This is a genomic window from Bacteroides cellulolyticus (genome assembly GCF_025567135.1).
Taxonomy (GTDB): domain Bacteria; phylum Bacteroidota; class Bacteroidia; order Bacteroidales; family Bacteroidaceae; genus Phocaeicola; species Phocaeicola cellulolyticus.
In genome coordinates this window covers 47,697-72,720 of record NZ_JAOQJJ010000006.1, presented here as the reverse complement: position 1 = coordinate 72,720, position 25,024 = coordinate 47,697, and the positions used below count along the sequence as shown (strand labels likewise).

The 25,024-nt window shown below is 40.1% G+C and carries 23 protein-coding genes and 3 tRNA genes; 3 read left to right on the top strand and 23 right to left on the bottom strand.

Features of this window, described 5'->3' with window-relative positions:
• Nucleotides 1-39: 39 nt before the first annotated feature.
• From OCV82_RS07995 to OCV82_RS07925, 15 genes are all read right to left on the bottom strand, one after another.
• Nucleotides 40-1,410 carry a TonB family protein gene (locus tag OCV82_RS07995; protein WP_262543271.1) on the bottom strand — a complete coding sequence of 457 codons (1,371 nt, stop codon included), beginning with the start codon at nucleotides 1,408-1,410 and terminating at the stop codon, nucleotides 40-42.
• A gap of 116 nt (nucleotides 1,411-1,526) precedes the next feature.
• Nucleotides 1,527-2,792 (bottom strand): ABC transporter permease, encoded by a 1,266-nt coding sequence (locus tag OCV82_RS07990; protein ID WP_154043921.1) that lies wholly within the window; start codon nucleotides 2,790-2,792, stop codon nucleotides 1,527-1,529.
• Between the two features lie 14 nt (nucleotides 2,793-2,806).
• Nucleotides 2,807-3,979 (bottom strand): ABC transporter permease, encoded by a 1,173-nt coding sequence (locus OCV82_RS07985; protein WP_154043920.1) that lies wholly within the window; start codon nucleotides 3,977-3,979, stop codon nucleotides 2,807-2,809.
• Nucleotides 3,980-3,988: 9 nt separating this feature from the next.
• Nucleotides 3,989-4,975, bottom strand: a complete 987-nt coding sequence (locus OCV82_RS07980) for an HlyD family secretion protein (RefSeq protein WP_154043919.1) — start codon at nucleotides 4,973-4,975, stop codon at nucleotides 3,989-3,991.
• 9 nt (nucleotides 4,976-4,984) lie between these two features.
• Nucleotides 4,985-6,448, bottom strand: a complete 1,464-nt coding sequence (locus OCV82_RS07975) for a TolC family protein (protein WP_154043918.1) — start codon at nucleotides 6,446-6,448, stop codon at nucleotides 4,985-4,987.
• 102 nt (nucleotides 6,449-6,550) lie between these two features.
• Nucleotides 6,551-7,903 carry a S41 family peptidase gene (locus OCV82_RS07970; protein ID WP_262543269.1) on the bottom strand — a complete coding sequence of 451 codons (1,353 nt, stop codon included), beginning with the start codon at nucleotides 7,901-7,903 and terminating at the stop codon, nucleotides 6,551-6,553.
• Between the two features lie 19 nt (nucleotides 7,904-7,922).
• A complete protein-coding gene (locus tag OCV82_RS07965) occupies nucleotides 7,923-8,792 on the bottom strand; it encodes a hypothetical protein (protein WP_154043916.1) in 870 nt (289 codons plus the stop codon).
• Nucleotides 8,793-8,881: 89 nt separating this feature from the next.
• Nucleotides 8,882-10,582, bottom strand: coding sequence for a fimbrillin family protein (locus OCV82_RS07960; RefSeq protein WP_154043915.1), 1,701 nt, complete (start codon nucleotides 10,580-10,582; stop codon nucleotides 8,882-8,884).
• 161 nt (nucleotides 10,583-10,743) lie between these two features.
• Nucleotides 10,744-12,081 carry an NADP-specific glutamate dehydrogenase gene (gene gdhA, locus OCV82_RS07955; protein WP_154043914.1) on the bottom strand — a complete coding sequence of 446 codons (1,338 nt, stop codon included), beginning with the start codon at nucleotides 12,079-12,081 and terminating at the stop codon, nucleotides 10,744-10,746.
• A 309-nt stretch (nucleotides 12,082-12,390) separates the two neighbouring features.
• Nucleotides 12,391-13,404: an FAD:protein FMN transferase gene (locus OCV82_RS07950; protein WP_154043913.1), complete on the bottom strand. Its 1,014-nt coding sequence runs from the start codon at nucleotides 13,402-13,404 to the stop codon at nucleotides 12,391-12,393.
• Between the two features lie 16 nt (nucleotides 13,405-13,420).
• Nucleotides 13,421-13,987 carry a manganese efflux pump MntP gene (locus OCV82_RS07945; RefSeq protein ID WP_154043912.1) on the bottom strand — a complete coding sequence of 189 codons (567 nt, stop codon included), beginning with the start codon at nucleotides 13,985-13,987 and terminating at the stop codon, nucleotides 13,421-13,423.
• Between the two features lie 57 nt (nucleotides 13,988-14,044).
• A complete protein-coding gene (locus OCV82_RS07940; protein WP_204392091.1) occupies nucleotides 14,045-14,746 on the bottom strand; it encodes a DUF6048 family protein in 702 nt (233 codons plus the stop codon).
• A complete protein-coding gene (locus tag OCV82_RS07935) occupies nucleotides 14,697-15,245 on the bottom strand; it encodes a DUF6452 family protein (protein ID WP_154043911.1) in 549 nt (182 codons plus the stop codon). The genes OCV82_RS07940 and OCV82_RS07935 overlap by 50 nt, the downstream gene beginning before the upstream one ends.
• A gap of 6 nt (nucleotides 15,246-15,251) precedes the next feature.
• Nucleotides 15,252-16,202, bottom strand: coding sequence for a glycosyltransferase family 2 protein (locus OCV82_RS07930; RefSeq protein ID WP_154043910.1), 951 nt, complete (start codon nucleotides 16,200-16,202; stop codon nucleotides 15,252-15,254).
• Between the two features lie 33 nt (nucleotides 16,203-16,235).
• Complete coding sequence (locus OCV82_RS07925) at nucleotides 16,236-16,769, bottom strand: DUF4199 domain-containing protein (RefSeq protein ID WP_154043909.1); 534 nt, start codon at nucleotides 16,767-16,769, stop codon at nucleotides 16,236-16,238.
• A 301-nt stretch (nucleotides 16,770-17,070) separates the two neighbouring features.
• Here OCV82_RS07925 and OCV82_RS07920 point away from each other — a divergent pair.
• From OCV82_RS07920 to OCV82_RS07910, 3 genes are all read left to right on the top strand, one after another.
• Nucleotides 17,071-17,144 (top strand) — tRNA-Thr (locus OCV82_RS07920).
• Between the two features lie 36 nt (nucleotides 17,145-17,180).
• Nucleotides 17,181-17,254: transfer RNA gene (locus OCV82_RS07915), tRNA-Thr, on the top strand.
• A 36-nt stretch (nucleotides 17,255-17,290) separates the two neighbouring features.
• Nucleotides 17,291-17,364, top strand: a tRNA-Thr gene (locus OCV82_RS07910).
• A gap of 337 nt (nucleotides 17,365-17,701) precedes the next feature.
• On the opposite strand, the gene hisB is transcribed toward OCV82_RS07910, so the two are convergent.
• The 8 genes from hisB to OCV82_RS07870 form a co-directional block, all read right to left on the bottom strand.
• Complete coding sequence (gene hisB / locus OCV82_RS07905) at nucleotides 17,702-18,823, bottom strand: bifunctional histidinol-phosphatase/imidazoleglycerol-phosphate dehydratase HisB (protein ID WP_154043907.1); 1,122 nt, start codon at nucleotides 18,821-18,823, stop codon at nucleotides 17,702-17,704.
• An 11-nt stretch (nucleotides 18,824-18,834) separates the two neighbouring features.
• Entirely contained in the window at nucleotides 18,835-19,872 is a 1,038-nt protein-coding gene (gene hisC, locus OCV82_RS07900; protein ID WP_154043906.1) for a histidinol-phosphate transaminase, read from the bottom strand.
• Between the two features lie 11 nt (nucleotides 19,873-19,883).
• Nucleotides 19,884-21,158, bottom strand: a complete 1,275-nt coding sequence (gene hisD / locus OCV82_RS07895; RefSeq protein WP_154043905.1) for a histidinol dehydrogenase — start codon at nucleotides 21,156-21,158, stop codon at nucleotides 19,884-19,886.
• A 95-nt stretch (nucleotides 21,159-21,253) separates the two neighbouring features.
• On the bottom strand, nucleotides 21,254-22,105 hold the full coding sequence (gene hisG, locus OCV82_RS07890; protein ID WP_154043904.1) for an ATP phosphoribosyltransferase: 852 nt from the start codon (nucleotides 22,103-22,105) through the stop codon (nucleotides 21,254-21,256).
• A gap of 253 nt (nucleotides 22,106-22,358) precedes the next feature.
• Nucleotides 22,359-22,850, bottom strand: a complete 492-nt coding sequence (locus OCV82_RS07885; RefSeq protein ID WP_154043903.1) for a PaaI family thioesterase — start codon at nucleotides 22,848-22,850, stop codon at nucleotides 22,359-22,361.
• A gap of 12 nt (nucleotides 22,851-22,862) precedes the next feature.
• Nucleotides 22,863-23,162 (bottom strand): Dabb family protein, encoded by a 300-nt coding sequence (locus OCV82_RS07880; protein ID WP_154043902.1) that lies wholly within the window; start codon nucleotides 23,160-23,162, stop codon nucleotides 22,863-22,865.
• Nucleotides 23,163-23,277: 115 nt separating this feature from the next.
• A complete protein-coding gene (locus OCV82_RS07875; protein WP_154043901.1) occupies nucleotides 23,278-24,234 on the bottom strand; it encodes a PDZ domain-containing protein in 957 nt (318 codons plus the stop codon).
• Nucleotides 24,231-24,650, bottom strand: coding sequence for a hypothetical protein (locus OCV82_RS07870; protein WP_154043900.1), 420 nt, complete (start codon nucleotides 24,648-24,650; stop codon nucleotides 24,231-24,233). The genes OCV82_RS07875 and OCV82_RS07870 overlap by 4 nt, the downstream gene beginning before the upstream one ends.
• Nucleotides 24,651-25,024: the final 374 nt, after the last annotated feature.

The window sequence follows — 25,024 nt, the reverse complement described above, 5'->3', positions numbered from 1 at the left end:
TAGTGCGAATAATCTTTTCATGCGTAAATAAATTTAATGTTATAGTTCTTCTTTTTGTTCTATTCCTATTTTGTCTTTATTCTCTATTTCCGTAGAGTTCTGTTGCGGTAATTTTTTTATTTCTTTGTTTTCCTTTATCTCTTCATCCTTTTTTTCTTCCTTATCCTTTATGCCGAACAGCCATCTGAAGAATCTGACGAAGGCATTCCTTTTCTTAACTTTTGTAGTATTTCCTATTGTAGTTTCCTCTTTATCCGGAAGTTTCGTAGAAATAATTGAATCACTGCCTATAGAATCGTTTGCAATGATAGTACTGTCGCTTAAAAGTTTGTTTTTTATGATACTGTCGTTTATAATACTGTCCTGAATCAAAGTGTCAGGTCTCAATATTGTACTGTCATTTAATGTGATGAGACTGTCACCGGAAATTTCCTTTATCGGATTATTCTCTATTACTACCGGTTTAGGTACAGGTATCTTGAATGCAATAGGTACTGAATATTTGCATCTTACCTTTACACCATGGTCAGAAGCAGGTGTCCATCTTGGCATGCCTTTAATCAGGTTCATGGCAACTGAGTCAAGCGATGCTTCCAGTCTTCTGACTACTTTGGGGCTTGTAATATCACCGTTTTTCTCTACGACAAACTGCATTACTACCACACCTTCAATCTTGTTTCTTTTTGCTTCTTCAGGATATTTCAGATTACGGTCTATGTATCTCTTGAAGTATTTCATTCCTCCGGGATATTCAGGCATTGTTTCTACGCTGGAATAAATCTTTTCACCGCTTTTCTTTCGCATCACAATAGGATATGCATCTTTCTGATTCATGAGGAACGGACTTACGGTCATAGAAATGTTTTCCATTCCGTCGGCTCTGATTATTATGTAATGATTGAAGTCGGCATCAATGGAGAACAGACCTATCTCGTCGGTTGTGGCATATCTTCCTGTTCCCTGTATGCTTACAGTTGCTCCCGTAATAGGTTCGCCGTCCTCGGTTGTTACTATTCCTTCAATATTGAAGGTGCTGTTTTCCTGTTTGAATCTTAATATATCTTCCTTTGTGTCTATACAGAAATTCAGTACTGTATTTTCTTCATCCAGGGTAAATGTTTTCTCTGGGTTCTTGGTATCTTCGTTCAGATAGATGTTTGCTGTTCGTTTATAGTTCTTTGGAATTTCATATTCGAAATTGATAATTCCGCATGAATCAACTTTATAAACTTCGCTTCTTCCTGTTATTTTTAGAAAAATTTTTGTCTGAGGTTCACCTATGGAGTTCTTAACCTCCACCTTGAATTTAGTTTTTCCGTTATCATTGATACTGCTTATAATAGGATTTGCATTTGTCCTGATAACTGTCAATAATATTATGCTTGTTATATAAAGGTTAATTCTTCTCATTGATTTCATTTAAATAAAAAAGCTTTGCAAACGTTTTTAAAACCATTTGCAAAGCTAATAGTATTCTCTCTTATAAGTATAAGATGAATTGTTAATAATGATGAACTTATTGTCTGTTATTGTGTAATAACAGTCTTTTTCTTCAGACGGAAATATTTTCTCACTTTTCTGAGTTTCTCTTCCACGTGCCTGTGGCTTATCTGTATTTGTCGGCGATAAACGATACAGGTCGTTATGAAATATATACCTGTTTGTAGCCACAATGCTCTGAATTCAGTAAGTACGTCGGGCAGTGTAGCTCCCATACTGTTGATTCTTACGAATCCGTTTATACCGAATGTAGAAGGGAATATCCAGGATACTACTTTCCAGAAATCAGGTATTGCAGCTCCCGGCCATGAAATACCGGAGATGAACAACAGAGGTACTGACGTAAATACATATATCATCATACACGATTCTCTGTGATGGATGAATATGGAGCATGTCATTGCAAAGAAAATACATGCCGACAGATACGGGAGGATGAACAGAAGCAATGTCGTCGGATTCGGAATCTGTACAAGGCTGAACATCCTGGGGACTACACACAGCACGTATGCCGATACTATGGCATAAATAAGGAAGTAAGCCAAAGATTTACCAAGCACAATTCGCAATGTACCGTTGTACTTTCTGCTTAAAGGTACGAGATCCTGAAATTTGTTCGTTTCTCTTGCCGTTCCCGCAGACAGGCCTATACCAAGCAATAAAGTTTGCTGTATAACCAGTATAAGTACGGCAGGAATAAGGAAACTGGCAAAGCCGTCCTGTGGATTGAACAGTGATATATCTTCGTATTCAATGGGAGCTGTGCCTATTTCGTCCTGGCGTGCGGTTGTATTTCCCATTCGTTCGATTTTTATATCCTTGTTCATGTCAAGCGATACGTTTGTTGTAGCCATCAGCAGAGATTTGTAATAGAGCAAACCACTCATATCGCTGAAAATGCTTACCGAAGCCTGTTTTCCCTGTGAGATATTGCGGGCAAATTCTTCGGGAATGTATATTATTCCATATACCCTTCCTTCTTCGATAAGATTCTGTGCTTCCTCCATGTCGGCACAATAGGATTGCACTTTGATGTCAGGAGTGGCATCTACCATTCGTATGAATTCCCTGCTCAGCGACGAACGGCTGTTGTCGACCACGGCAGCAGGAACATCCCTTACCACTTCTTGTGTATATATAAATGCATAGACCAGAGGGTATGCCAGAGGGACAAGAATGAAGAATATAAGTACCCCCTGATCCTTGAATACATTCTTCAGCTCTCGGGCACAAATATGGAACAGACTTGAAATACCCTGACGGACAATATTTCTAAACGGTTGATGTTTCATAATTCAATAGGGTGTTAAGGGAGATATACGTATGTTTCCATAATCTGCCTTAGTTTCTTCAGTACAAAGAAAGGCAATAGCAGGAACAGCATTAGTGCAACTACCGAATGCCAGGCATAGATTATAGGGTAACCGTTCAGTGCCTGGTTAACGTATAGCAGAAAGTAGTGCCTCAACGGGAACAGGTTGCTCAGAGCCTGGAGGGTAGGGTGCATTGCCATCACAGGGAATGTAAATCCTGAAATGGAGAATGACAGTACTCCCCACAGTGATGCCGCACTGAGGGCAAGACGCATCGAACCGAACAAACCGTAGAAGAAAATGCCTACAGACTGCGACGCCAATACAAGCAGCAGTCCTGCCATTATCATAGAGAAGATTCCTCCGTGACATGGGAAATGCAGAAATCCGTACAGATAAATATTATGGAATGTTGCCATAATAAAGAATATCAGTGTCTGAGGAAGAATCTTTCCTATTAGCGCCATAACTATGGAATTGTCTGCCAGTGCCATAAGTTCTTTTCCTGTATTTTCCTTTATCTCCGTTCCTAAAGTATATGCTGTTGTCATGAATATCAGCAGCATAAGCACACCCGGGAAAAGAGTGTTACACAGATAGATGGAATAATTCAGCCACGGATTGTTTATGGCATGTGTGTCTATGACAATGGGTTGCAGAAATGCCATTGCCTGATCTTCTGTTGCTCCTTTGGCATAGAGAGTGGCTCTTCCTACAGCTCCACCTGCAAGCTCGGACATTGTCCTCATATCCCTGTAAATCAGTGATCCTGCAATGAGATATGAATAGTTTGCATAGAACGAAACCTTAGGCTGTCTGCTGGCTAGTGTTTCCTCTGTTGTTCCTTCAGGAATGTAGTAGAAAGCATATATATCGCCTTTTTGTACGGCTCTGCGAGCTTCAGCCACACTGGTGTAATGCGCCACTATTTTTGTCTGCTGGAATGCATCCAGATTTCTGATTATGTTTCTTGTGGTAGATGTGTTGTCGAGGTCCACCACCCCGGCAGGCAAGTCTGTCGGCAGTCCGTTACTCATCAGAGTAGCGAAAAACACATAACAGAGCAGAGGTGCAATAATCATACAAAACAGATACATCGGTTTTGTAGCGATACGAAGCACCTCGCGCCTCATTATTTTTATAAGTTTATAGGCGGTATTCGACATATTCCTTTATTATTTTTCAATTATGGCAGACATTCCGGGACGCAAGTTCTCTACAGTATCTACAGCTTTTGCTCTAACTTCAAAAGTCTTGAGGTCGAACTGTCCTGTAGTTTTTGTAGCTTTCCATGCTGCGTAGCTTCCCAGGTCTTTCATATAGTAAACCTTTAGTACGGCATCTTTTTCAAGAGCAGGAATGTAAGCCTTTATTTCTCCACCTACTGTGAAGTCTTTAAGCAAATCCTCTCTTACGTTGAATGTAAGCCACATATCGTCAAGCTGTGCCACATTCATAATAGGAGCGCCAGTACCTACCAGTTCGCCCACTTTAGGGAAAATTTCTGTCACTTCACCGTCTGCCGATGCTACAAGATAAGTCTCGTTTATATAAGAAGATACTTCTGCTACGGCACCTTTTGCACGTTCCACCTGAGCGGCAGCCATCGCCTTATCTTCAGCCTGAGCTCCGTTCTTTGCCATTGTATATTGTGCGTTTGCAGCCTTTTCTGTGGCTTTCATTGCTTCGTACTGAGCTTTAGCTTCGTCTCTTTTCTGTTCTGAGATAACTCCCTGCTCATACAGATTGTTAACTCTTTTATATGATTTCTCGGCTATTTCCAGACCTGCTTTAGCTTTTTGCCACATCTCGAAGGCAGCCTGAAGCTGTTCGGCACGAGTACCTCTGTTTGCTTTCTGGTTCATTGCCAGTGCAGCCTGTTCTGCAGCCTGAGCCTGCATCAGTTTGGCCATCACATCCGGTGCTTCAAGTATGGCAAGTGTGTCGCCGGCTTTTACCTGATCGCCTTCTGTTACGAAGTATTTCAAAATACGTCCCGGTACCTTGCTTGAAACCCTGTATTCAGTAGCTTCAGCCTGTCCCTGTATGATTTCAGGACCTTTACCAAGAGTGAAGAATCCAATAACGCTAACGATGACTATAGCAGCCACCAATGTGAAAAATGCCAGCAAAACGTTGCTGTGTTGTGATTTATCAGCCATATCTTTTTATTATTTTAATGTTCCCATTGATTTTAGTAAATACAGTTCGCTCATTTTCATGTCTATCTGAGCGTCTATTTTGCCCGATTGTGCAGAAAGCCATGCTGTTTGTGCCTCAAGTACATTGCTTGTAGGTATCACGCCTTCCTTGAAGCCGAGAGTCGCGAAACGAAGGTTTTCTTCAGCCTTGTCCATGTTCTGTTCTGCCATGTGAAGCTGTTTTGTAGCTTCGTTCACCTTATATGAGCTTTGTGTCACCTGAAGTTCCACTTTTTCCTTCACATCTTCAAGCTGGTATCTTGCAATGTTCGCTTCAGCTTTTGCAGCTCTGACTTTATAGATACCTTCTCCCCAGTGGAACACAGGAACTTTCAATACTACTCCTGCAGCCCAGAAACCTCTGAATTTGTTTTCGAAACCGTTAACAAGTGAAGGATTTGTTACTGCATAGTTTGCTGTAAGGGCAAGCGAAGGAAGGAATTCCGAACGTACCACGTTAACTTTCTGTCTGTATATCTGCGATGCCAGTTCAAGGCTTTTAAGCTCATGTCTGTTGGCTAAAGCAGTGTTTACATTGCTTTCAGTATATAAATTAGGAAGTGTAAGGTTGTCCATATTTTCATCTTCCAGAGAAATATCTGTATCAAGAGGCAAACCGCATATCTGGCATAAAACCATCTTCGAAAGGCTCAATCCGTTTTCCACTTTCAATAGAGTCACTTCAGCTTCGTTCTTCTTAACCTTAACGCTAAGGCCGTCTGCTTTTGTTGCAACACCTTCGGCTATCATCTTGTCTATATCCGAATCAAGAGTTTCAAGCAGTTTGAGATAGCTTTCGGCCAGTTTCTTTTTGTTGACCAGAGATACAACCTGCCAATAAGCCTTGTCTGTATTCAGGATAAGGTCTTCAATACCGGTAGCATGTTGCATCTGTGCAAGCTGTTCTGCATATTTTGTAATCTTGTTATAAGCGATGATTTTTCCGCCCATGAACAATGGTTGGGTTAGGGTAGCAGCACCTGCAAACATGTTTCGTGTATCTGTGCGGAAAGCGTCAACAAGTCCTTGACCTACTCCGTTAAGTCCGGCTGTAAGTCCTGGTATCATGCCTTGAAGCGGTTCCAATAGCGAAGCCAATATAGGATTTGATGCGGCAATCTGCTGGAATTGTTGTTGCAGTTGTGCTCCGGTTGCAGTACCGATGTTACTGATTGAATTTTTCTGCTCGTCGCTGAGCAATGAAATCTCTTTTTGCGTACGCATGTAGGTCGCCATGATGTCGAACTTGGGCAGATAGTTCGTAAATGCAGCCTTTTTGTTATAGTGGGCGGCATTTATTTTCTCCTGTGCTATACGCAGTTCCTTGTTATTCTGGATAGCAAGGTTTCTGCAACTGTCCAGTGACAGGATGCGTTGGCTGAAACCGTTTATAGTAATTCCGGCCAATAGGATAATGCTAAGAAATCTTTTCATACCAAATGAAATGTTTTTATTGTTTGGTTGTCTATGCAACATTGCAAATATATGCCTTAATAACAAATAAACAAAGGATATTGTTGAAAAGATTTCTATTTTTTATTTTATGATTGCCGATTTAGGTTTCAGGTCGATTGAATTATTAAAACGAAGTTTCTCATCAATACTTCTTGATGCAGCATCCGGAGTCTCTGTTGTTGGGAAGCTTCCGGTTTCTATATGTTTTATTATAGGTATCATAAGTGAGTCCTGAGCTGTTCCCAACTCTCCTAATTCACCCTTGAAATTTTCTGCTATTTCATAATCAGGATTCAGTCCATTGGTATAATAATCGCTGAAATCTTCTGCATTGCTCAGCAGGCTGTTTGTCATCCAGAATTCTAGCATAGGAGCTTTTGCTTCGTCTGTATAGAGTTGTTGTGCTACGTTTTTTCCAAAAGTTGCAGTGCCAACCTGTATGAGTCTTCCTGCCATATATGGTCTTAGACAGTTAATCACTATTTCCGAAGCTGAAGCAGTGTTGCTTGATGTTATTACATATAAGTTTTTGTAATTTACTGGTGAACCGTTAGCCAATAATGACTGTTCGAAGTTCAAGATATCGGTCTGGTTAATCTTATCGTTATGTGTCATTTTAAGGAAGACATTTCCCATAGCTTCCTGAGGTGCAAGATTGGTGGAAACCAATTGTGCAATATTTACATATCCTCCCGGATTGTATCTCAAATCGAGGATAATATCATCTACTGATTGGCCGGCTATATCTTTGAACAGTTGCTTCAGATTTTCGGCATCATTGTTTCCGAATTCGTTATACATTATATATGCAACTCTTTTGCCGGCAATTTCTATTATGTCAGACTTGTAGAGATTATTGCATTCTACAATTCTGGGTGACGGCATTTGTACTGTCTGCAGTGTATCAAATCCTCTTTCGTTCAGCTTTCCCATGGTGAACAGATACGCTTCTTGTGGCGAAGTGATATAAAAAAGGTCCGAACTGTTTATCTTCTTATTATTGGCAGCTATAATGAGGTCTCCTCTTTTTAATCCGGCTTCCTCTGCAGGTGAATTTTCTTGGGTGTAAAGCACTCTTATACCGTACGAACCGTTCTCGGCTCTTACCATTGTACCTTCGAAACCGAAAGTAGGGGTTGTGGATGTGCTTCTTGTGGTAACGAAAACAGAATCTATGTGTGAGAATGTGGCTCCTGATTTTTTGTCTTTTGAAGAAACCATTGAACTGAGGAACTCACTCGGCTTTTTAAAGAAATTGAGTGAATTCTTGTCTGGTATGTCCTGATAGTAGAGGTATTCCTGCTGCATGGTTTCGTACATCCATGTCTGAGTTGTAATAAGCGCGTAATATTCTCCCGAACGATCTTCACCGCATGAAGAAACAAGGGCGGATATAGCAAGTCCGCCCATTATTCCAGATATAATATTTTTCATCTTATACATTCTGTCGTGATTATTTAAGAGTAAACGAACCTTGTCCAATCATGTTGCCATCTGCAAAGACATATACTTTATATGTACCCGACGGCATGAATTCCTCTACATCCCAATATAATGTAACAGTCTGTTCCTCACCTGTATATTCTATCATTTTCTTCATAGAATATGAAATGTTTCTGTCTTCGTATGGAAAAGTGTTCGAATCGCTTTTAGTCAGAACTTCATTATCAGGTTTGGCTATTCTTACATATACAGTTTTATTTCCGGTTTTAGCTGTAATGTTCTTTACAATAGTGAATGATACTGCAAGTTTTTTTACGTCCTTGGCTTTTCTTGCTTCACGGTTACGTTTGTTAAGCGGCTCTGTCACTATGTTTGTGGCGTCAAGCTGTGATGCCAATGTAACTTTTTCGTTCAGAGATTCTTTTTCTTTAGACAGGTTTGAAATCTGTCTTGTCGCTGCGCTATATTTACTTTTTACTTCTTTATTTTCTTCCTGTAGGGCTGCATTGATTTTGTTTAGAGAGTCTATTTGCATAACATAGCTTCTCAATACGGCTCTTACGGTTTTAAGTTCCTTTTTCAGCCTCATTATTTCAGCAGCATTGCTTGTTTTTACCTGGCGAAGTTCTTCAAGTAACCTTTGTGTCTTTAGCTTTTCGCTTTCCAGCTTTTCTCTGAGTGAGTCATTGTTTATCTGTATTTGCAATTCGTCATACTGTGTGGCAAAAGTGCTGTACTCGTTTTCCATTTCCATTTTTTCTATGGCAAACAGTTCGGACATTTCTTTGTTTTGCTGCATCTGATGGATTGCAAAGAATGATACACCAGCTACAATAATAGCTAGAATTACTATGATTATTAGAGACTTATTCTTATTCATAATTTTATTTATTGGTAATATGCCGCAAAAATACAATAATTATGTCAAGATGTATGGTTTTGGTCTCCAAAAAAAACATAATATAGTCTCTATTCGAATATTACCTTCTCTGAAGGGTCTGTTTTCCATTTGCGGAAGGTGAATTGCGAATATTTTGATTTGTTATCTTCAATCCATAGGTTTAAACTATCTACAATATTATTATATTCTTCTTGAGTGTCTGAATAAAATACGGCTTTTTTTAATGCTGTTTCACTTTTGAAATCTTCATGTATTGTTTTTTCTATGTAGTCAATAGGTAGAATACAGTTATAATAATGTCCTGGATTGTTTTTGTAGCAAATGCCATAATATCCTTTTTTATATTTAGACACAAATATGTTATATAATCTCATTTCATTGTTAACACAAATCGTAGAGGCATTACTTGTTATTGCATTTTTGTTTATGTTATTGTTTATTTTGCAGTTTAAGATATTCCCATTGTTTTGATATACAAAAATACCTAGTAAGCCATTGTTGTATTCTAATTGCAAATTTGATATGCTACTGTTTATAATCGAACCTGTATTGATAACTGAGAAGCCTGCATAGCTTTTTTGTTTTTCCTGATACATATTTATGATTCCATTAGTAACGTGGCAGTTGTCTATAGTTCCGGCATTCATTCCCACGAACAAGCATCCTGTACTGTAAGAATTATATTCAGGTAAACTAAATTTACAGTTGTTTATGGTTAAATCTTTTATGTATCCGTTTTTTTTATTTTCTCCAAATAGACCAAGGTTTACAATGTCTTCTTGATTTATTTTCAGATTTGATAATGTGTGATTGTTCCCGTTGAATGTATAATTGAATTCTTTTATAATGGAAATTTTTCCCGCCTCCTCATCCGTGAAACTCAAGTCATTGTATAAATTGAATATTTTTTTGCCGTTTATCTCTGTATAGAAATCTTCAAGTTTTTTCCCTTCATATTCTGTTTCACCATTTATAAGATGAGTGAACGCTATGAAGTCTTTTGTAGTATAAATGCCGTTTCCTTTGTTTTTGCTTACATTACATATGTATTCATACCCTCTTTCGAAAATGTCCTCATTTATAATCACTTCTTTGGACATTATGTTGTTACTCTCTATCTTAAACGACAGGCTCATTCCATTCATAGCAGGTATGAAGAATTCATATTTACAATTATCGTTTTTATCGAAAGTAAAACTTCCGCTGTTATTCTCTGTCGTTGTGTATTCACATGTCTTAAGATTGATACTGTTTACTCTTTGAGGTATGTTTACGTGAACTTTTTTAATCGTATCGTTTAGTCCCTTCTCAATGTTTATAATGAATTTTGCAAAAATATGATTGAAACTTAAACTTATTTGTTCTCCGGCTTTAACACTGTTTCTGTAGCATACTACATCTTTCAGCTCACCATTCTCGTAATAAAGATCTTCGCTGCTGTGAATTATCGGATAATATGCTGTAATGTTGGCGTCTCCGTCATCAATATACCAATTGTCGTCTTTTAAGCCGCTCCATTTTCCATCAGTATAATATAGTGTGTCTCCGTTGGCTTTAACCCCTCCTTCACTGAAGAATAGTATGGAACCGTCTTCGGGTATATAGCTGACAGTTGATGCTCTGGAATTAATGTCTTTGAAACCGGACATGGAATTTCCGGTAATTGTAACTAGTTGAGTTCCTTTAAGATTGTTCTCTGTGAAGTTTTCTTTTGTACATGCTGCCAATATTAATATTGTAATGGCCGATAGTAAAGTGCTTGTTTTCATTGTTATAAAATTAGATGTATATATAACAGTCAGGTTATAACAATGGTCCATTATATGGAATAAAAAAAACGCTGCCATACCTTCTCAGGCGGGCAGCGCAAGCTACAATACAAAATACAAATACAACTAAACGAGATATCTTAAATCATAAAGATTTAATTCTAAACTATTCCTTGAGCCATCATTGCATGAGCTACTTTCATGAAGCCTGCAATGTTAGCACCCTTCACATAATTTATATATCCATCAGGTTCAGTTCCGTACTTGACGCACTGTTCGTGGATATTATGCATTATATGATGAAGCTTTTCGTCAACTTCTTGTGCGCTCCAGCTCAGATGCATTGCGTTCTGGCTCATTTCAAGACCTGATGTTGCAACACCACCTGCATTTACTGCTTTACCAGGTGCATACATTATCTTATTTTCGATGAATGCATCTATTGCTTCAGGCGTACAACCCATGTTTGAAATTTCTCCGACGCAAAGTACGGAATTTTTTATCAAATTTCCAGCATCTTCGCCATTTAATTCGTTCTGAGTTGCGCAAGGAAGTGCAATATCTACCTTAACTTCCCATGGACGACGTCCCGGAACGAATTTTGAACCAGGGAATTTTTCAGCATAAGGTTCAACTATATCGTTGCCCGAAGCACGAAGTTCAAGCATATAGTCAATCTTTTCGCCACTTATTCCGTCTGGATCGTATATATAACCGTCAGGTCCTGAAATAGTCACAACCTTTGCTCCCAACTGTGTGGCTTTGGTCGCTGCTCCCCATGCCACGTTTCCAAAACCTGAGATGGCTACAGTCTTGCCTTTAATGTCTATACCTTTCTTGTCAAGCATATGTTTTACGAAGTACAGACCACCGAAACCTGTTGCTTCCGGGCGGATTAGTGAACCTCCGAATTCGAGTCCCTTGCCTGTGAAAGTACCTGTGAATTCGTGGGTCAGTTTCTTGTACATACCAAACATATAGCCAACCTCTCTGCCTCCTACACCTATATCACCTGCAGGCACATCCATATCAGGACCTACATGACGCCATAATTCAAGCATGAACGCCTGACAGAAACGCATTATTTCCGCATCACTCTTTCCGCGAGGTGAGAAGTCGGAACCGCCTTTGCCGCCACCCATTGGCAATGTTGTGAGGGCATTCTTGAAAGTTTGTTCGAATCCAAGGAATTTAAGGATTGAAAGATTTACTGATGCGTGGAAACGGATACCGCCTTTATAAGGGCCTATGGCGTTGTTGAACTGTACTCTATAACCGATGTTAACCTGTACCTTGCCTTTGTCGTCAACCCAAGGTACACGGAAAGTTATTATTCTGTCCGGTTCAACCAAACGTTCTATCAATGATACTTTTTCGAATTCAGGATGTTGGTTATAAACATCTTCGATAGAGAGTAATACTTCTTTTACTGCTTGCAAATACTCCAATTCACCGGGATGCTTAGCTTCCAGTGAAGCCATGATTTGGTTGATATTCATAATTCAAAATATTAAGGTCTGACAAAATGAAATGTTTTGTATATGCAAAGTTATGAAATTATATGTATTGGCAAAATCTTCCGGCGTGTTTTTGTGTGAAATAATGATAAAAAGTAAGTATGCTTTAAAAAGTCGGTCTAGTGATGAATTGATTTTAGAGAGTGTTAGGAAAAATTTAAGCACGCAGAAAGCGGAACACGTTCGTGTTACGCCCGCGACACGTAGGTGTTACACGCGTTACACGTTCGTGTTCCGCTCGTTACACGTACGTGTAACGCTAATTGAAACTAAACTTTTTTTATTGAAATATTATTTTTTTCTGATAAATCTCTTCATTCCCTCAGTGTAGAACACACGTGTAGAGTCCTTATCATCCGAGTATATGAAATATGCGTCAATTTCCGGGTGTGCGTTGCAGATGGCAACAGCGGAGTCCAAACCAAGAACCATGAATGCTGTAGCATAGGCGTCTGCTGTAGCACAGTTCTTTGCTACTACAGTCGATGACAGAATATTGTGCTGTACTGGGTATCCCGTACGAGGGTTGATGGTGTGGGCATATTTCTTTCCGTCCTTATAGTAGAAGTTGCGATAGTTTCCAGATGTGGCAAGTCCGGCATTTGTGATTTCAATCACTGTCTGAAGTTCCTGGTTTACTGACAGAGAATCGTCTATCGGTTTGTTTATTCCTATTCTCCACGGATTCATTTTCGGATTCTTGCCTTTCAGGACAAGTTCGCCGCCTATGTCTATCATGTAGTTTTCCACTCCTTTGCTGTCGAGCAGGCGTGCCACATGATCCACTCCATAGCCTTTTGCTATGGCGCTGCAGTCAAGCATAGTCCTGCTGTCCTGCTTTATTATCTTTCCGTCTTTCAGTGAAATCTTTTCGAAACCGACAAACTGGCGCAGTGAGTCTATCGTCTCGCGGCTTACGTTCGTTGAACTGTCGAACCCAAATCCCCATGCGTTGACCAGAGGAGCTACAGTTATGTCAAAAGCTCCGTCTGTTTCTTCTGATATTCTTTTTGCCAGCGTATAGACGTCTGTCAGAAGACTGTCGGCAGTCATATCAGTATTATTGTTTATTTTTGTTATGACAGAAGACTTGTTGAATGGTGATAGTGAGTTGTCAACTTCTTTCAATGCAGCTTCAATCTCCGGTTTCAGGTTGTCGGCATGCTGGTATGTTATCTTATATACTGTGCCGAACACTAGTCCCTGGTCGGTGTGGAACGGTGGCTGTTTCTTCAATATGAGTACTGTTCCCACTATTAGCAGAACGAGGAATGGTATCTGCCATTTCAATGATTTATTGTTCATGTCTTTTATTTGTTTTTTATGATAAATGTTCGATAAGTATTTTTACTCCTATGCATATCAGTACCAGTCCTCCGAATATCTCCATTCTGAGATTGAATCTTTTGCCGAAGAACACACCGATGAGGCTGCCTATTACTGATATCACGAAAGATGCTACGCCTATGGCTGCTAGCGGATATGCCAATGAGCTTAGTGTGCTGAATCCGGTAAAGGCGAATGATATGCCTACTGCCAGTGCGTCTATACTTGTGGCAACAGCCAATGTGAGGATAACTTTTAGTTTGCTTGGGTTGAAACTTTCGGATTCTTCATCACTGAAGTATTCCTTTATCATTCTTACGCCAAGAAATGTCAGGAGTCCGAATGCTATCCAATGGTCGTATGCCTCTATGTAGTGATGAAAGCCTTTTGCTCCCAACCATCCAAAGAATGGCATCATAGCCTGAAAGAAGCCGAAGAAGAAGCCCATTTTGAGAAATGTTTTCCACTCAACCTTATGTAGTATTATACCGCTTGCCACTGAAACGGTGAAACAGTCGATGGCGAGGCTTATCGCCAGAAGCCATATTTCAATTACGCTCATATATTTTATATTTGACAAAATAACAAAAGGACATAAAGGTTTTGTTATGTCCTTATATTAAAACGGAAGATTATACATCAGATGATAGGATAGTGTAAATCCTGTTCCTGCATTTTCACCGTATCCAGGTATGTACCAGGGTTCCGTGTTAGGGTATTTGGTGTAGCTGAGGCGTTTTTTGTATCTGACGCTCCACCCCATACAGAAACCTTTGTAAATTCTGACTTTCATTCCGCCTACCAGTTCCAGCCAGTGGGCTGTGGTGTTTACACCATGATATGAGAACGGCACTTGTATTTGTCCGCCATAATTAGGGTCGGTCATTGTCGGTCCGTCCACATCGTAAACGAATGATGAAAATCCGTATCTGATTCCACCGTATAGAAATCCGGGCAGATGAGGCTTGTTGTAAAAGAAGTTATAGTCGGCTCCTATCTTGAAAAATGGAGCAGCCGTCTTGTATCGTATGTCGGTGGCATCGCTTATTGTGTTCACTTTACCGTATCCCACCTCTAAAACAGGCAGAAAACGGTTCAGGAGATTAGCTTGAAGCATTACTTCGCTGCTAAGGATGTCGCTGCCCAATACATAGTTGCCCAGACCGGCTACTTCTACACCTATGGTGGTTCCCTGATACAGTTTTACGTTTTCTGTCTTTTCCTTGTCCTTTTTATTTTGTGCGAAAGCATACATCGGACATATCAGCAGACTACTGAGTATCAGAAACTGTAAAATATATCCTGAAGTTTTCTTTCTCATAATTGTCAATGTTTGCATTTATTGTTACTATGGAGTCTATCCCGTTGCTGTGTGTCACTTCTGTTGCTTCGTGAAACATCATTGTACCGCAATCGACACTCATAAAATATGGTATATTGCGATGTTTTATTGTGATATAGTCCTGCTGTTCACCGTTGTAATTTATAATGAAAGTGGTTTGGTCATCATAGCTCAAAGGCACTTTGAATGTGCTGAGGTTGCTTTCTTTGTTTATCAGTGTATCGTTTATTACGGAGTCTTTCACTATTCTTTCTATGATTTCACCATTTTCAAGAGTGTCATAAACCGTTACGTCGGTAGTTATCTGTCCTATTATGCTTGTAGGTACAGTAGGTGCTACTGCCGTTCCGTGCTGGTTTACCATGGTGAATTTGGCATATGCCATGGCATTTGGCGGACAGCTTTCACCTTCGCAACTGTTCAGGATAAGTGTTGCAAGCAAGGTTATCGCTATGAATATTATGGGTAGTCTCTTCATCGTGTGTTAAAGTTCTTTTTCAATTTGATACTTGTTTCTCTCTGTGGAGTTGCGTGCTATAAGTTCTCCGAGGAATCCGGCTAGGAACAGCTGTGTACCCAATATCATAGTAGTCAGTGCAAGGAAGAAATATGGGTTATCCGTTACTAGACTGTATGGGTTGCCGGCATGCATGTTATAAATCTTCATTGCTCCAACAGCTATTACAGCCATAAATCCTAGGAAAAACATTATTGATCCCAGGAAACCGAAAATATGCATAGGTTTGACTCCGAATTTAGACAAGAACCATAAAGTGATGAGATCCAGGTATCCGTTTACAAATCTGTTTATTCCGAATTTCGTCTTTCCGTATTTGCGTGCCTGATGGTGTACCACTTTTTCGCCAATCTTGCTGAAACCTGCATTTTTTGCTAGATATGGTATGTAGCGGTGCATTTCGCCGTAAACCTCAATGTTCTTTATCACTTCGCGTCGGTATGCTTTCAGTCCGCAGTTGAAGTCATGCAGGTTCTTGATGCCGGAAACTTTTCTGGCTGTAGCGTTGAACAGTTTTGTAGGTATTGTTTTCGAAAGTGGGTCGTATCTTTTCTGTTTCCATCCTGAAACCAGGTCGTATCCGTCTTCTGTAATCATTCTGTATAGTTCCGGAATTTCATCTGGGCTGTCCTGTAAATCAGCGTCCATGGTAATGACTACATCTCCTTCAGCCTTCTCGAAACCGCAGAAAAGGGCAGGGGACTTACCGTAGTTACGGCGGAATTTTATACCTTTAATATTATCGTGCTTTTTGCTAAGATCTTCTATAACGTTCCACGAGTTGTCGGTACTACCGTCGTTTACAAAAATTATTTCATAGCTGAAACCATTTTCGTTCATTACTCGTTCTATCCATGCCTGGAGTTCCGGCAAGGATTCTTCTTCATTATATAAAGGAATTACTACTGATATGTCCATTTGGATATGTTTTTATTTCTTGATTATTTTATTTTATGGATTCTTCTTTCTTCGCATTGCCAATAATGCTGTAGGAAGTGATAGCAGTGCTCCGTAGAATATGTTTTGGAATATTAATTGCATGGTAAGCTGGAGTGCAGACATTGATGCTATGGTTTCAAGATTTTGTATCAGCTGGTCTATGGAAGTCTCCAGGTCTCCGGTCAGAGTTGATTTAAGATTTTCCAGTTGCTCCATGTATGTTCCCATGAGATAGCCGTTGTCGATAAAACGAAAATAGATATAATGGGCAGCTGCGGTAAGGAGTGAGGCGAAGAAATACATGTAGAGCGAGAATACCCATCCGCGTATGAATGACAGCTCACCGCCGCAGTAGCGTTCTCTGTATTTACGGATGTATATATATCCTAGTATGGGGACAAATAATGTCATGAATATGAACAGAAGTTGCAGAAGTGGTGTTTTGAATCCCATAGGCAGGAACGAGAATTTTATTATCCAGAATATTCCCATCATCGTACCGAAACGCATTGCATGTTCTTGTAGTGTCTTTGGTTTGTCTTCCATGTCTTTTCTATATATGTAATTATAGTGCAAAAGTAAGTTTTTTCGGCATAGGAAGTATATAAAACGAGGAAAAATCATCTTTTTATGGGAAAAACTTTATTTTTTTATCGAAGAATAGTTGCGTAATAAAAAAAAATGCCTACCTTTGCACCCGCAATCGAGAAACACCGATACGGTTTTAATCGAAAGCAGACATAACATGGGTAAGTCCCATACGGCCAGCTCCCTTCGAATCCTCCAGGGCTTGATCGCAGCAAAGGTAGTTGGTTGTAGCGGCGCGATATGGTAAGCTTACCCACCTGCCTCTTTAGCTCAGTTGGCCAGAGCACGTGATTTGTAATCTCGGGGTCGTTGGTTCGAATCCGACAAGAGGCTCGAAAAAACAAACATATTTGGAATATTATTCCCCTTGCCTCTTTAGCTCAGTTGGCCAGAGCACGTGATTTGTAATCTCGGGGTCGTTGGTTCGAATCCGACAAGAGGCTCAAAAAACAAACATATTTTGGAATATTATTCCCTTTGCCTCTTTAGCTCAGTTGGCCAGAGCACGTGATTTGTAATCTCGGGGTCGTTGGTTCGAATCCGACAAGAGGCTCAGAAAATCAGGTTGAATATTCAATCTGATTTTTTTGTTGTTATAAACGAAATGCCGTCCGGAAATCTTTTGGGATGTTCGGACGGCATTTTGTATATATAGATATGAAATGTATAGACATAAAAAAAGGAGCACCGCCGTACTCCAACCTTTGTTAACCTTAAAATCTAATACTATGAAAAACACATTGCAAAGGTACGGACTTTTTCGTAATCTGCAAGTTTTGTGTGCGAAAACACGTGTTTTATAACATGGTTTAACTAATTTCTTCTATTTGAAAATCTTATTAACAAAAAAGGAGGCATTTAAGCCTCCTCTGATTTTTCTGTTTGTGGTTTTATATGCATCCCTTGCTTGACGGTACTTCAAAATGATAGACATCGCGTTTTACTGCCATTTTAATGCTCCTTGCAAGGGCTTTGAAAATGCCTTCAATCTTGTGGTGTTCGTTCTGGCCTTCAGCCTTTATGTTGAGGTTCATTCGTGCCGAGTCACTTAATGACTTGAAGAAGTGCAGGAACATTTCTGTAGGCATATCGCCTATTTTCTCCCGTTTGAATTCTGCGTCCCAAACCAGCCATGCGCGTCCGCCGAAATCCAGTGCAACCTGACACAGACAGTCGTCCATAGGCAGACAGAAGCCGTATCGTTCTATTCCGCGCTTGTTGCCTAATGCCTTGTAGATACATTCTCCAAGAGCTATGGCTGTGTCTTCTATAGTGTGATGTTCATCTACCTCGAGGTCGCCTTTTACTTTTATCGTAAGATCCAGCCCCCCATGTTTGCCAATCTGTTCCAGCATGTGGTCGAAAAATCCCAAACCTGTACTTATATCGCAAGCTCCATTCCCGTCGAGGTTGAGGCTTATATAGATATCGGTTTCTTTTGTTGTTCGTCTTACTTCAGCTTTTCTCTCTCCGGCAAACAGGAATTCGGCTATCTTGTCCCAGTCCTTTGTCGCAAGGGAACAATATTCTTCCAGTGATTTCTCTTTCAGGATTTCTTTGTCGTCTTGCAGGAGAATAGCTTTACATCCCAGATTTTTCGCCAGTTCTACGTCTGTGGCACGGTCGCCGATAACATAGCTTCCGGCCAGGTCGTATTCAGGATTGTCGATATATTTTGTCAACATTCCTGTGCGTGGCTTTCTGGTAGGTGCATTGTCTTCAGGGAAACTTCTGTCTATACATACATTGTCGAATGTAATTCCTTCGTTTTCCAAAGTTTTCATTACGAGGTTGTGTACAGGCCAGAATGTGTCTTCCGGAAACGAGTCTGTACCTAATCCGTCCTGATTGGTTACCATTACGAATTCGTAGTCCAGTTTTTCGCGCACAAAACTCAGATTTCGGAAAACTTTAGGGTAGAACTCAAGTTTTTCGAAAGAATCGAGCTGATAATCGACAGGTGGTTCTATCACCAGTGTGCCGTCGCGGTCTATGAATAATATCTTTTTCATTGCTACTCCTTTTATTTATAGTTCTCAAGTGCCTCTATAAGCTTGTCGTTCTCCGGACGCGAGCCTATAGTTATCCTGAGGCAGTTGTGACACAAGGTGATGTTGGTACGGTTTCTCACAATTATACCGTTGCCAACAAGATGGTCATAAATCTTTTTGGCGTCGGTCACCTTTGCTAGGAAGAAGTTGGCATCGGTAGGGTAGATATGTTCGCAGCATGCCAGTTTGCCGAATTTCTCTATCAGTCTTGTCCTTTCTGCAAGCAGAGTCTTCACCCATTCCTTTATCTGATACTCTTTTCCTATCATGCTGATGGCTTCTGTCTGTGTCAGGTGGTTCACATTATAAGGATATTTCACCTTGTTGAACACAGATATGATTTCTTCCGAAGCGAACGCCATACCGAGACGGATGGCTGCACATCCCCATGCCTTTGAGAATGTCTGCAGTACTACCATGTTAGGATATTTGTCAAGCATCGTGGTGAATGAAACTTCATCCGAGAAGTCGATGTAAGCTTCGTCTATAACCACTATTCCTCCGAATTCCTGCAGTACTGTTTCTATCTCTTTTTTGCAGAGGTTGTTGCCGGTAGGATTGTTTGGCGAGCAGAGAAAGATAAGCTTTGTCTTGTCGTCAGTCTTTGCCAGAAGGTCTGAAGCCTTGAACTGAAAGTTCTCGTCAAGCAATACCTTGCGGTATTCCACATCGTTTATGTCGGCACATACTTCATACATTCCGTATGTAGGGTCTATTGCTACGGCATTGTCAACACCGGGAATGCAGAATGTACGATAGAGAATATCTATTGCCTCATCACTTCCGTTTCCTAAAAATATTCTGTCTTTGCCTATGTTTTTAACCCTTGAAACCAAAGTTTTCAGTTCTGTCTGTAATGGGTCGGGGTAACGGTTGTTCGGTGTGTTATATGGATTTTCGTTGGCATCGAGAAATACAGATGCCGTAGCGCCTTTATACTCGTCTCTGGCAGATGAGTAAGGTTTAAGCGACCATATATTGGGGCGTATAAGTTCTTTTAATTCTTTCATTGTCTTGTCCGTTATTTAAGTCTTACTGTCACGGCATTCTTGTGGGCGTCAAGATATTCGTTTGCCGCCATTGTCTCAATTGTAGGTCCTATGTTCATTATGCCTTCGCGTGTGATTTCCTGGAATGTAATCTTGCGGGTGAAACTGTCCAGATTTACTCCGCTGTAGGCTTTTGCATATCCGTTGGTAGGAAGGGTATGATTGGTTCCCGAAGCATAGTCGCCTGCACTTTCCGGTGTGTATGGACCGAGGAACACCGAGCCGGCATTGACTATTCGTTCTGCTACCTGCATATAGTCCTTAGTTTCTATAATCAGGTGTTCAGGTGCATATTCGTTAGTCATTTCTATAGCTTCGTCAATGGTATTTACCAATATAAGTTTGCTGTGTGAAAGTGATTTCTCTGTTATTTCCTTTCTTGGTAATACAGCCAGCTGTTTTTCCACTTCCTCTTTAACGGCATTGATGAGCTGTTCTGAAGTTGTAATCAATATTGACTGACTGTCCACTCCATGTTCTGCCTGTGAAAGCAGGTCGGATGCCACGTATGCCGGATTGGCTGTTTCGTCTGCAAGCACAGCTACTTCCGAAGGTCCGGCAGGCATATCTATAGCTACATCGTGTAGTGATACTTCCTGCTTGGCTGCCATTACGTATTGGTTGCCCGGCCCAAATATCTTATATACTTTTGGGATGCTTTCAGTACCGTATGCCATTGCTCCTATAGCCTGTACGCCACCGGCTTTGAATATTCTGCTTACTCCGGCTGCCTTGGCTGCATAAAGTATAGCTGGGTTGATTTTACCTTCACAGTTTGGAGGTGAACACAGGACTATTTCTTTGCATCCTGCAATCTTTGCCGGAGCTGCGAGCATCAGCACTGTAGAGAAAAGGGGAGCTGTTCCTCCTGGAATGTATAGACCTACTTTCTCTATGGCTATTGCTTTCTGCCAGCATGTAACTCCTGTTGTAGTAGTGACTTTCTGTCCTTCAAACTTTTGTGATGCGTGGAATGTGCGAATATTTTCCAATGCCTTGCCGATGGCTTCCTTCAGTGTGTTATCGGTAGCTTTTTCAGCTTCAGCAAATTCTTCTTCAGTTACTTCGAGTGACGACAGTTTTACCTTGTCGAATTTCTCTTCGTATTCAATAACGGCTTTGTCGCCTTTTTCGCGTATATCACCAAGTACTTGTAGCACTGTGTCGCGAAGTGTTGCCGTGTTTAATGTGGGACGACTCAGAAGGTTTTTCCATTCTGACCGTGCAGGATATATTATTATGTTCATTTTTAGTTTTTAGTTGTTGGTTATTAGTTTTTAGTTATATCAGCATAGATTTCTAACAACTAAAAACTAACAACTTTAAATCTTTATTCTTATTCTTAGAGGATCATCTTTTCGATAGGAAGAACCAATATTCCCTGTGCGCCGATAGCTTTCAGTTTTCCTATTATCTCCCAAAAGCATTTCTGGTCCAGTACTGTGTGTACGCTGCTCCATCCCTCAGTGGCAAGTGGCATGACCGTAGGGCTTTTTATTCCTGGAAGTACTTCAATAATATCTTTCACCTTGTCGGTAGGAACATTCATCAGTACATATTTCTTGTCTTCGGCAGCTTTTACGGCATCCAGTCTGAACAGCAGTTCCTTGAGGATTTCTTTTTTATCTTCACTCATACTCTTGTTGCCAATCAGCAGAGCTTCACTTTTCATTACCACCTCTACCTCTTTCAGGTTGTTGCTGATAAGTGTTGAGCCTGAGCTTACTATGTCGAATATGGCGTCTGCCAATCCTATTCCAGGAGCTATTTCTACAGAACCTGTTATAACGTGTATATCAGCTTTTATGTTATTCTTATCGAGGAATTTTTTCAGAATTACCGGATAGGAAGTAGCAATTTTCTTTCCGTTGAACCATTCCAGACCGTTATACTCAATTTCTTTATGCAGGGCTAGAGACAGACGGCATTTGCTGAATCCCAGTCTTTGGACAATATCAGCTTCTTCTTCTCTTTCTTCAAATTCGTTTTCACCTACTATACCCATGTCGGCAACTCCACTTGCCACGCATTGAGGTATGTCGTCATCGCGCAGGAACAGGATTTCTACAGGGAAGTTTGTTGACTGTGTGAGCAATGTGCGTTTTGATGTTGACAGTTTGATGTCAGCTTCTGCAAGCAGGGCCATTGTGTCTTCGAACAAGCGGCCTTTTGATTGTACGGCAATTCTTAGCATATCTTTCGATTTTAAAAGTTTATAATCTACATTAATAAAAAAGGCTCACCGTTTGTTTTACGGCAAGCCTTGAATAAATCTTTTTCTATAATGAACTGCATGAGCCATCAGCCTACCGATTATTTCGTCAGGAAATGATGATGGTGATGTAGAGCAGTTGTAAAAATCATAACTTTTTCTTATTGTTTGCGACAAAAGTATAGTGAAAGATTTATAATTCCAAATATTTAATGCAAAAAGTTTGATTTTTCTTTCAAATTAGCGGATTGACATCTTCGTCTTCTGTTTCGCATCCGTAGAAAAACATGTCTTTCTGCGCTTTTTCTTTTGGAAAAGTAAAGTATGTGCAAGTAGCTTTGGTACACTCTTCTCCCTTCATATTATAGATTGATGCATCTACCAGTATGACGTTTCGTTTCTGTTCTTTGATATGTGCGCGTAACACCACATAATCGTCAGTAGTCATTATGGATTTCATGTATCGGGTTTCCATTTTCGACGTTACGCCCGTAGTCTGAAGCTTTCTTGCTATCACCCATGCGCAGATTTCGTCCAGCAGTGTAGCTTGTATTCCACCGTGCAGAGTGTTTACCCATCCCTGATATTTTGCTTCAGGATGCCAGATACTTACTATATCATCTCCGTCTTCGTAGAACTCCATTTTTACTCCAGCTTCGTTGTTTGGCGCACATCCGAAGCAGTAATATCCGTCGAGACCTTTCCAGGGGTTAATAATCTTTTTCATAGGCTGTTTCAATTATATTTCAAAATCCACGCATGCTCTGTCTTCTTTTGCTTCTTTAATAATTCCAGCCGCAGCCACGTGATCTGGATGGACAGAATATGCTTTTACATCTTCCAGCGAATCGAATGTACTGTCAAGGCAGATATCCCACTTCTCGGATGGGTTGATGTTTAGCCCTACATGAATATCTTTTATGAATTTGATTTTTTCAGGCAGCGATTCAATAGCCGATTTGAAATTGTTCATTATTTCAATTTTCTCATTTTCAGACAAGCTTTCTTTCAGCTTGAACATAACAATGTGCTTGACCATAGTTTGTATATTTTATTTATTATAGTATTTTAGTATGTGGCAAAGATACGGAAATTTTTGTTTAACACGTTGGATTAATATGGATTATGAAGTGCCATACAACCCTCTTAAAGTTTCACTGGTTGAATGAATTTCCAGTTCGAATGAATAGAGTGTCCTGATTACGGATAATCGTAAACGAGTGATGTATTATAGGTACAGCTTCTTCAAAATAGGACAGGTGAAGATCGAACAAACGGTGGCCGTCTATATCGAGAATCACATCACCTTCTTTTATCCCGAAATTTTGCCAAAATGATCCCTCTTTCACAAAATCGACTACGGCGTGCCCTTCTCTGCTCTGAAAGGCACGAAAACGGAATTTTTCATTCCCTTTCTGTCGGCTTATATCTTCCTGCAACGAGGTATATTCAATGGGTATAAGCTCTATACGGTGTTCGGCCGGATAGAGTCTAAGATTGAACGACTTTAAAAAGTCCATTCCAGCTACAATCATTTCACGTTCTCCTGATATATGCCATTCGCGTAATAATTTACGGTGTTCAATCCATAATTTTCGGTTTAGCAGTCCACATTCATGCAGCAGGTAGAGTGTTGGGATGATACCATTTTTTTGAGGACAAACGTATTTTCCGGTTGTTTCGTCACTTAAAGCTGCACGCATCGCACTGTCGGGTTCAGAATACAGGTAAACAAGAGATGCAGAGCTTCCTGTGTCCATTACCAAGTCTGCTTGTGGGTGCACATATTCGTTTCCATGGCGAAACTGAAACGGAAAATCTCTAATGACAAACTGGTTTCCTACTACATCCAATTGTAATGAGACTCCTAGCCATGGAAAAACCGGGTAGTCATATGCAGAAAGAAGTTTATTCTTGCAGTCTATCTCCCACATGTGAGTATCTTCATTGGGTATGGAGAAAATTCCATCAGCTGTAAGGAAATTCAGAGCCCGCCTATCAACGATTCTATACTCGGAATAGCTAATTCGTTTGTTTCCTATTGATAGAGAGACAGGACTCTTCACAGTCATGCATGGGATGTCACGCTTGAAATTCCATCCCGATGTCATAGACTCAGTAGGGAAAACCGATTAATCAAACCATTTTTCTCTGCAAATTCTTTGTTCAGAATCAGCATTCCGGCACTCCCTGTATCAAAAATCAATCTACATGTATGTGCTGAGTCCAACTCCGTTTCGATTACTGGATGACCTAACATGTCGTACTCAAATTTCTCCGCTACAGATTCAAGACGAAAGAGGCTGTTTCTCGGCCATCCTGTATTGAAAAGCATATCCAATGTGTCCGCTGCATTGATTATGACGGGAGTAAAGATTCTGTCCTGGTCAATGCGCAAATTTGTATTGTCTGCTATCTGTTGGATCTTTTTATTTGATGAACAAGAGAGGATAGCAAATTGAGAGACTGGTAGCAAGACCAGCAATATCGCCACAATAATCAGATTGCATTTTGTTTTTTTATTCATTTCATTATTTAATTGGGTTTGTTGAAAACAAGTGGCTGTAAATTGGGAAAATTGCTATATTCATATAAAGCAAAGTTACAGAATTTTTTTATAAAGCAGATGGATTAGGCAAGTTTCTTAATTTCTTGATAACAAACTGAATTCTATATGTTTGTGGAAATGTATATTGGGAGCAGTGTTTACATATTCTGTATGATTGTCTTCTGTTATTGCTGTTTTTTCAGAAAGAAATGCTATCTTTACAATTGAGATTAAGAGTTGTTTAAAAGCATAAGAAATATAGGGGGCGGAACAGTCCGGCTTTTTCTTATCCATTGCCAGTTCTCGTGCAAGTTTCATCCAATCAGTTAAAAATCAAACAATAACTGGCCTGA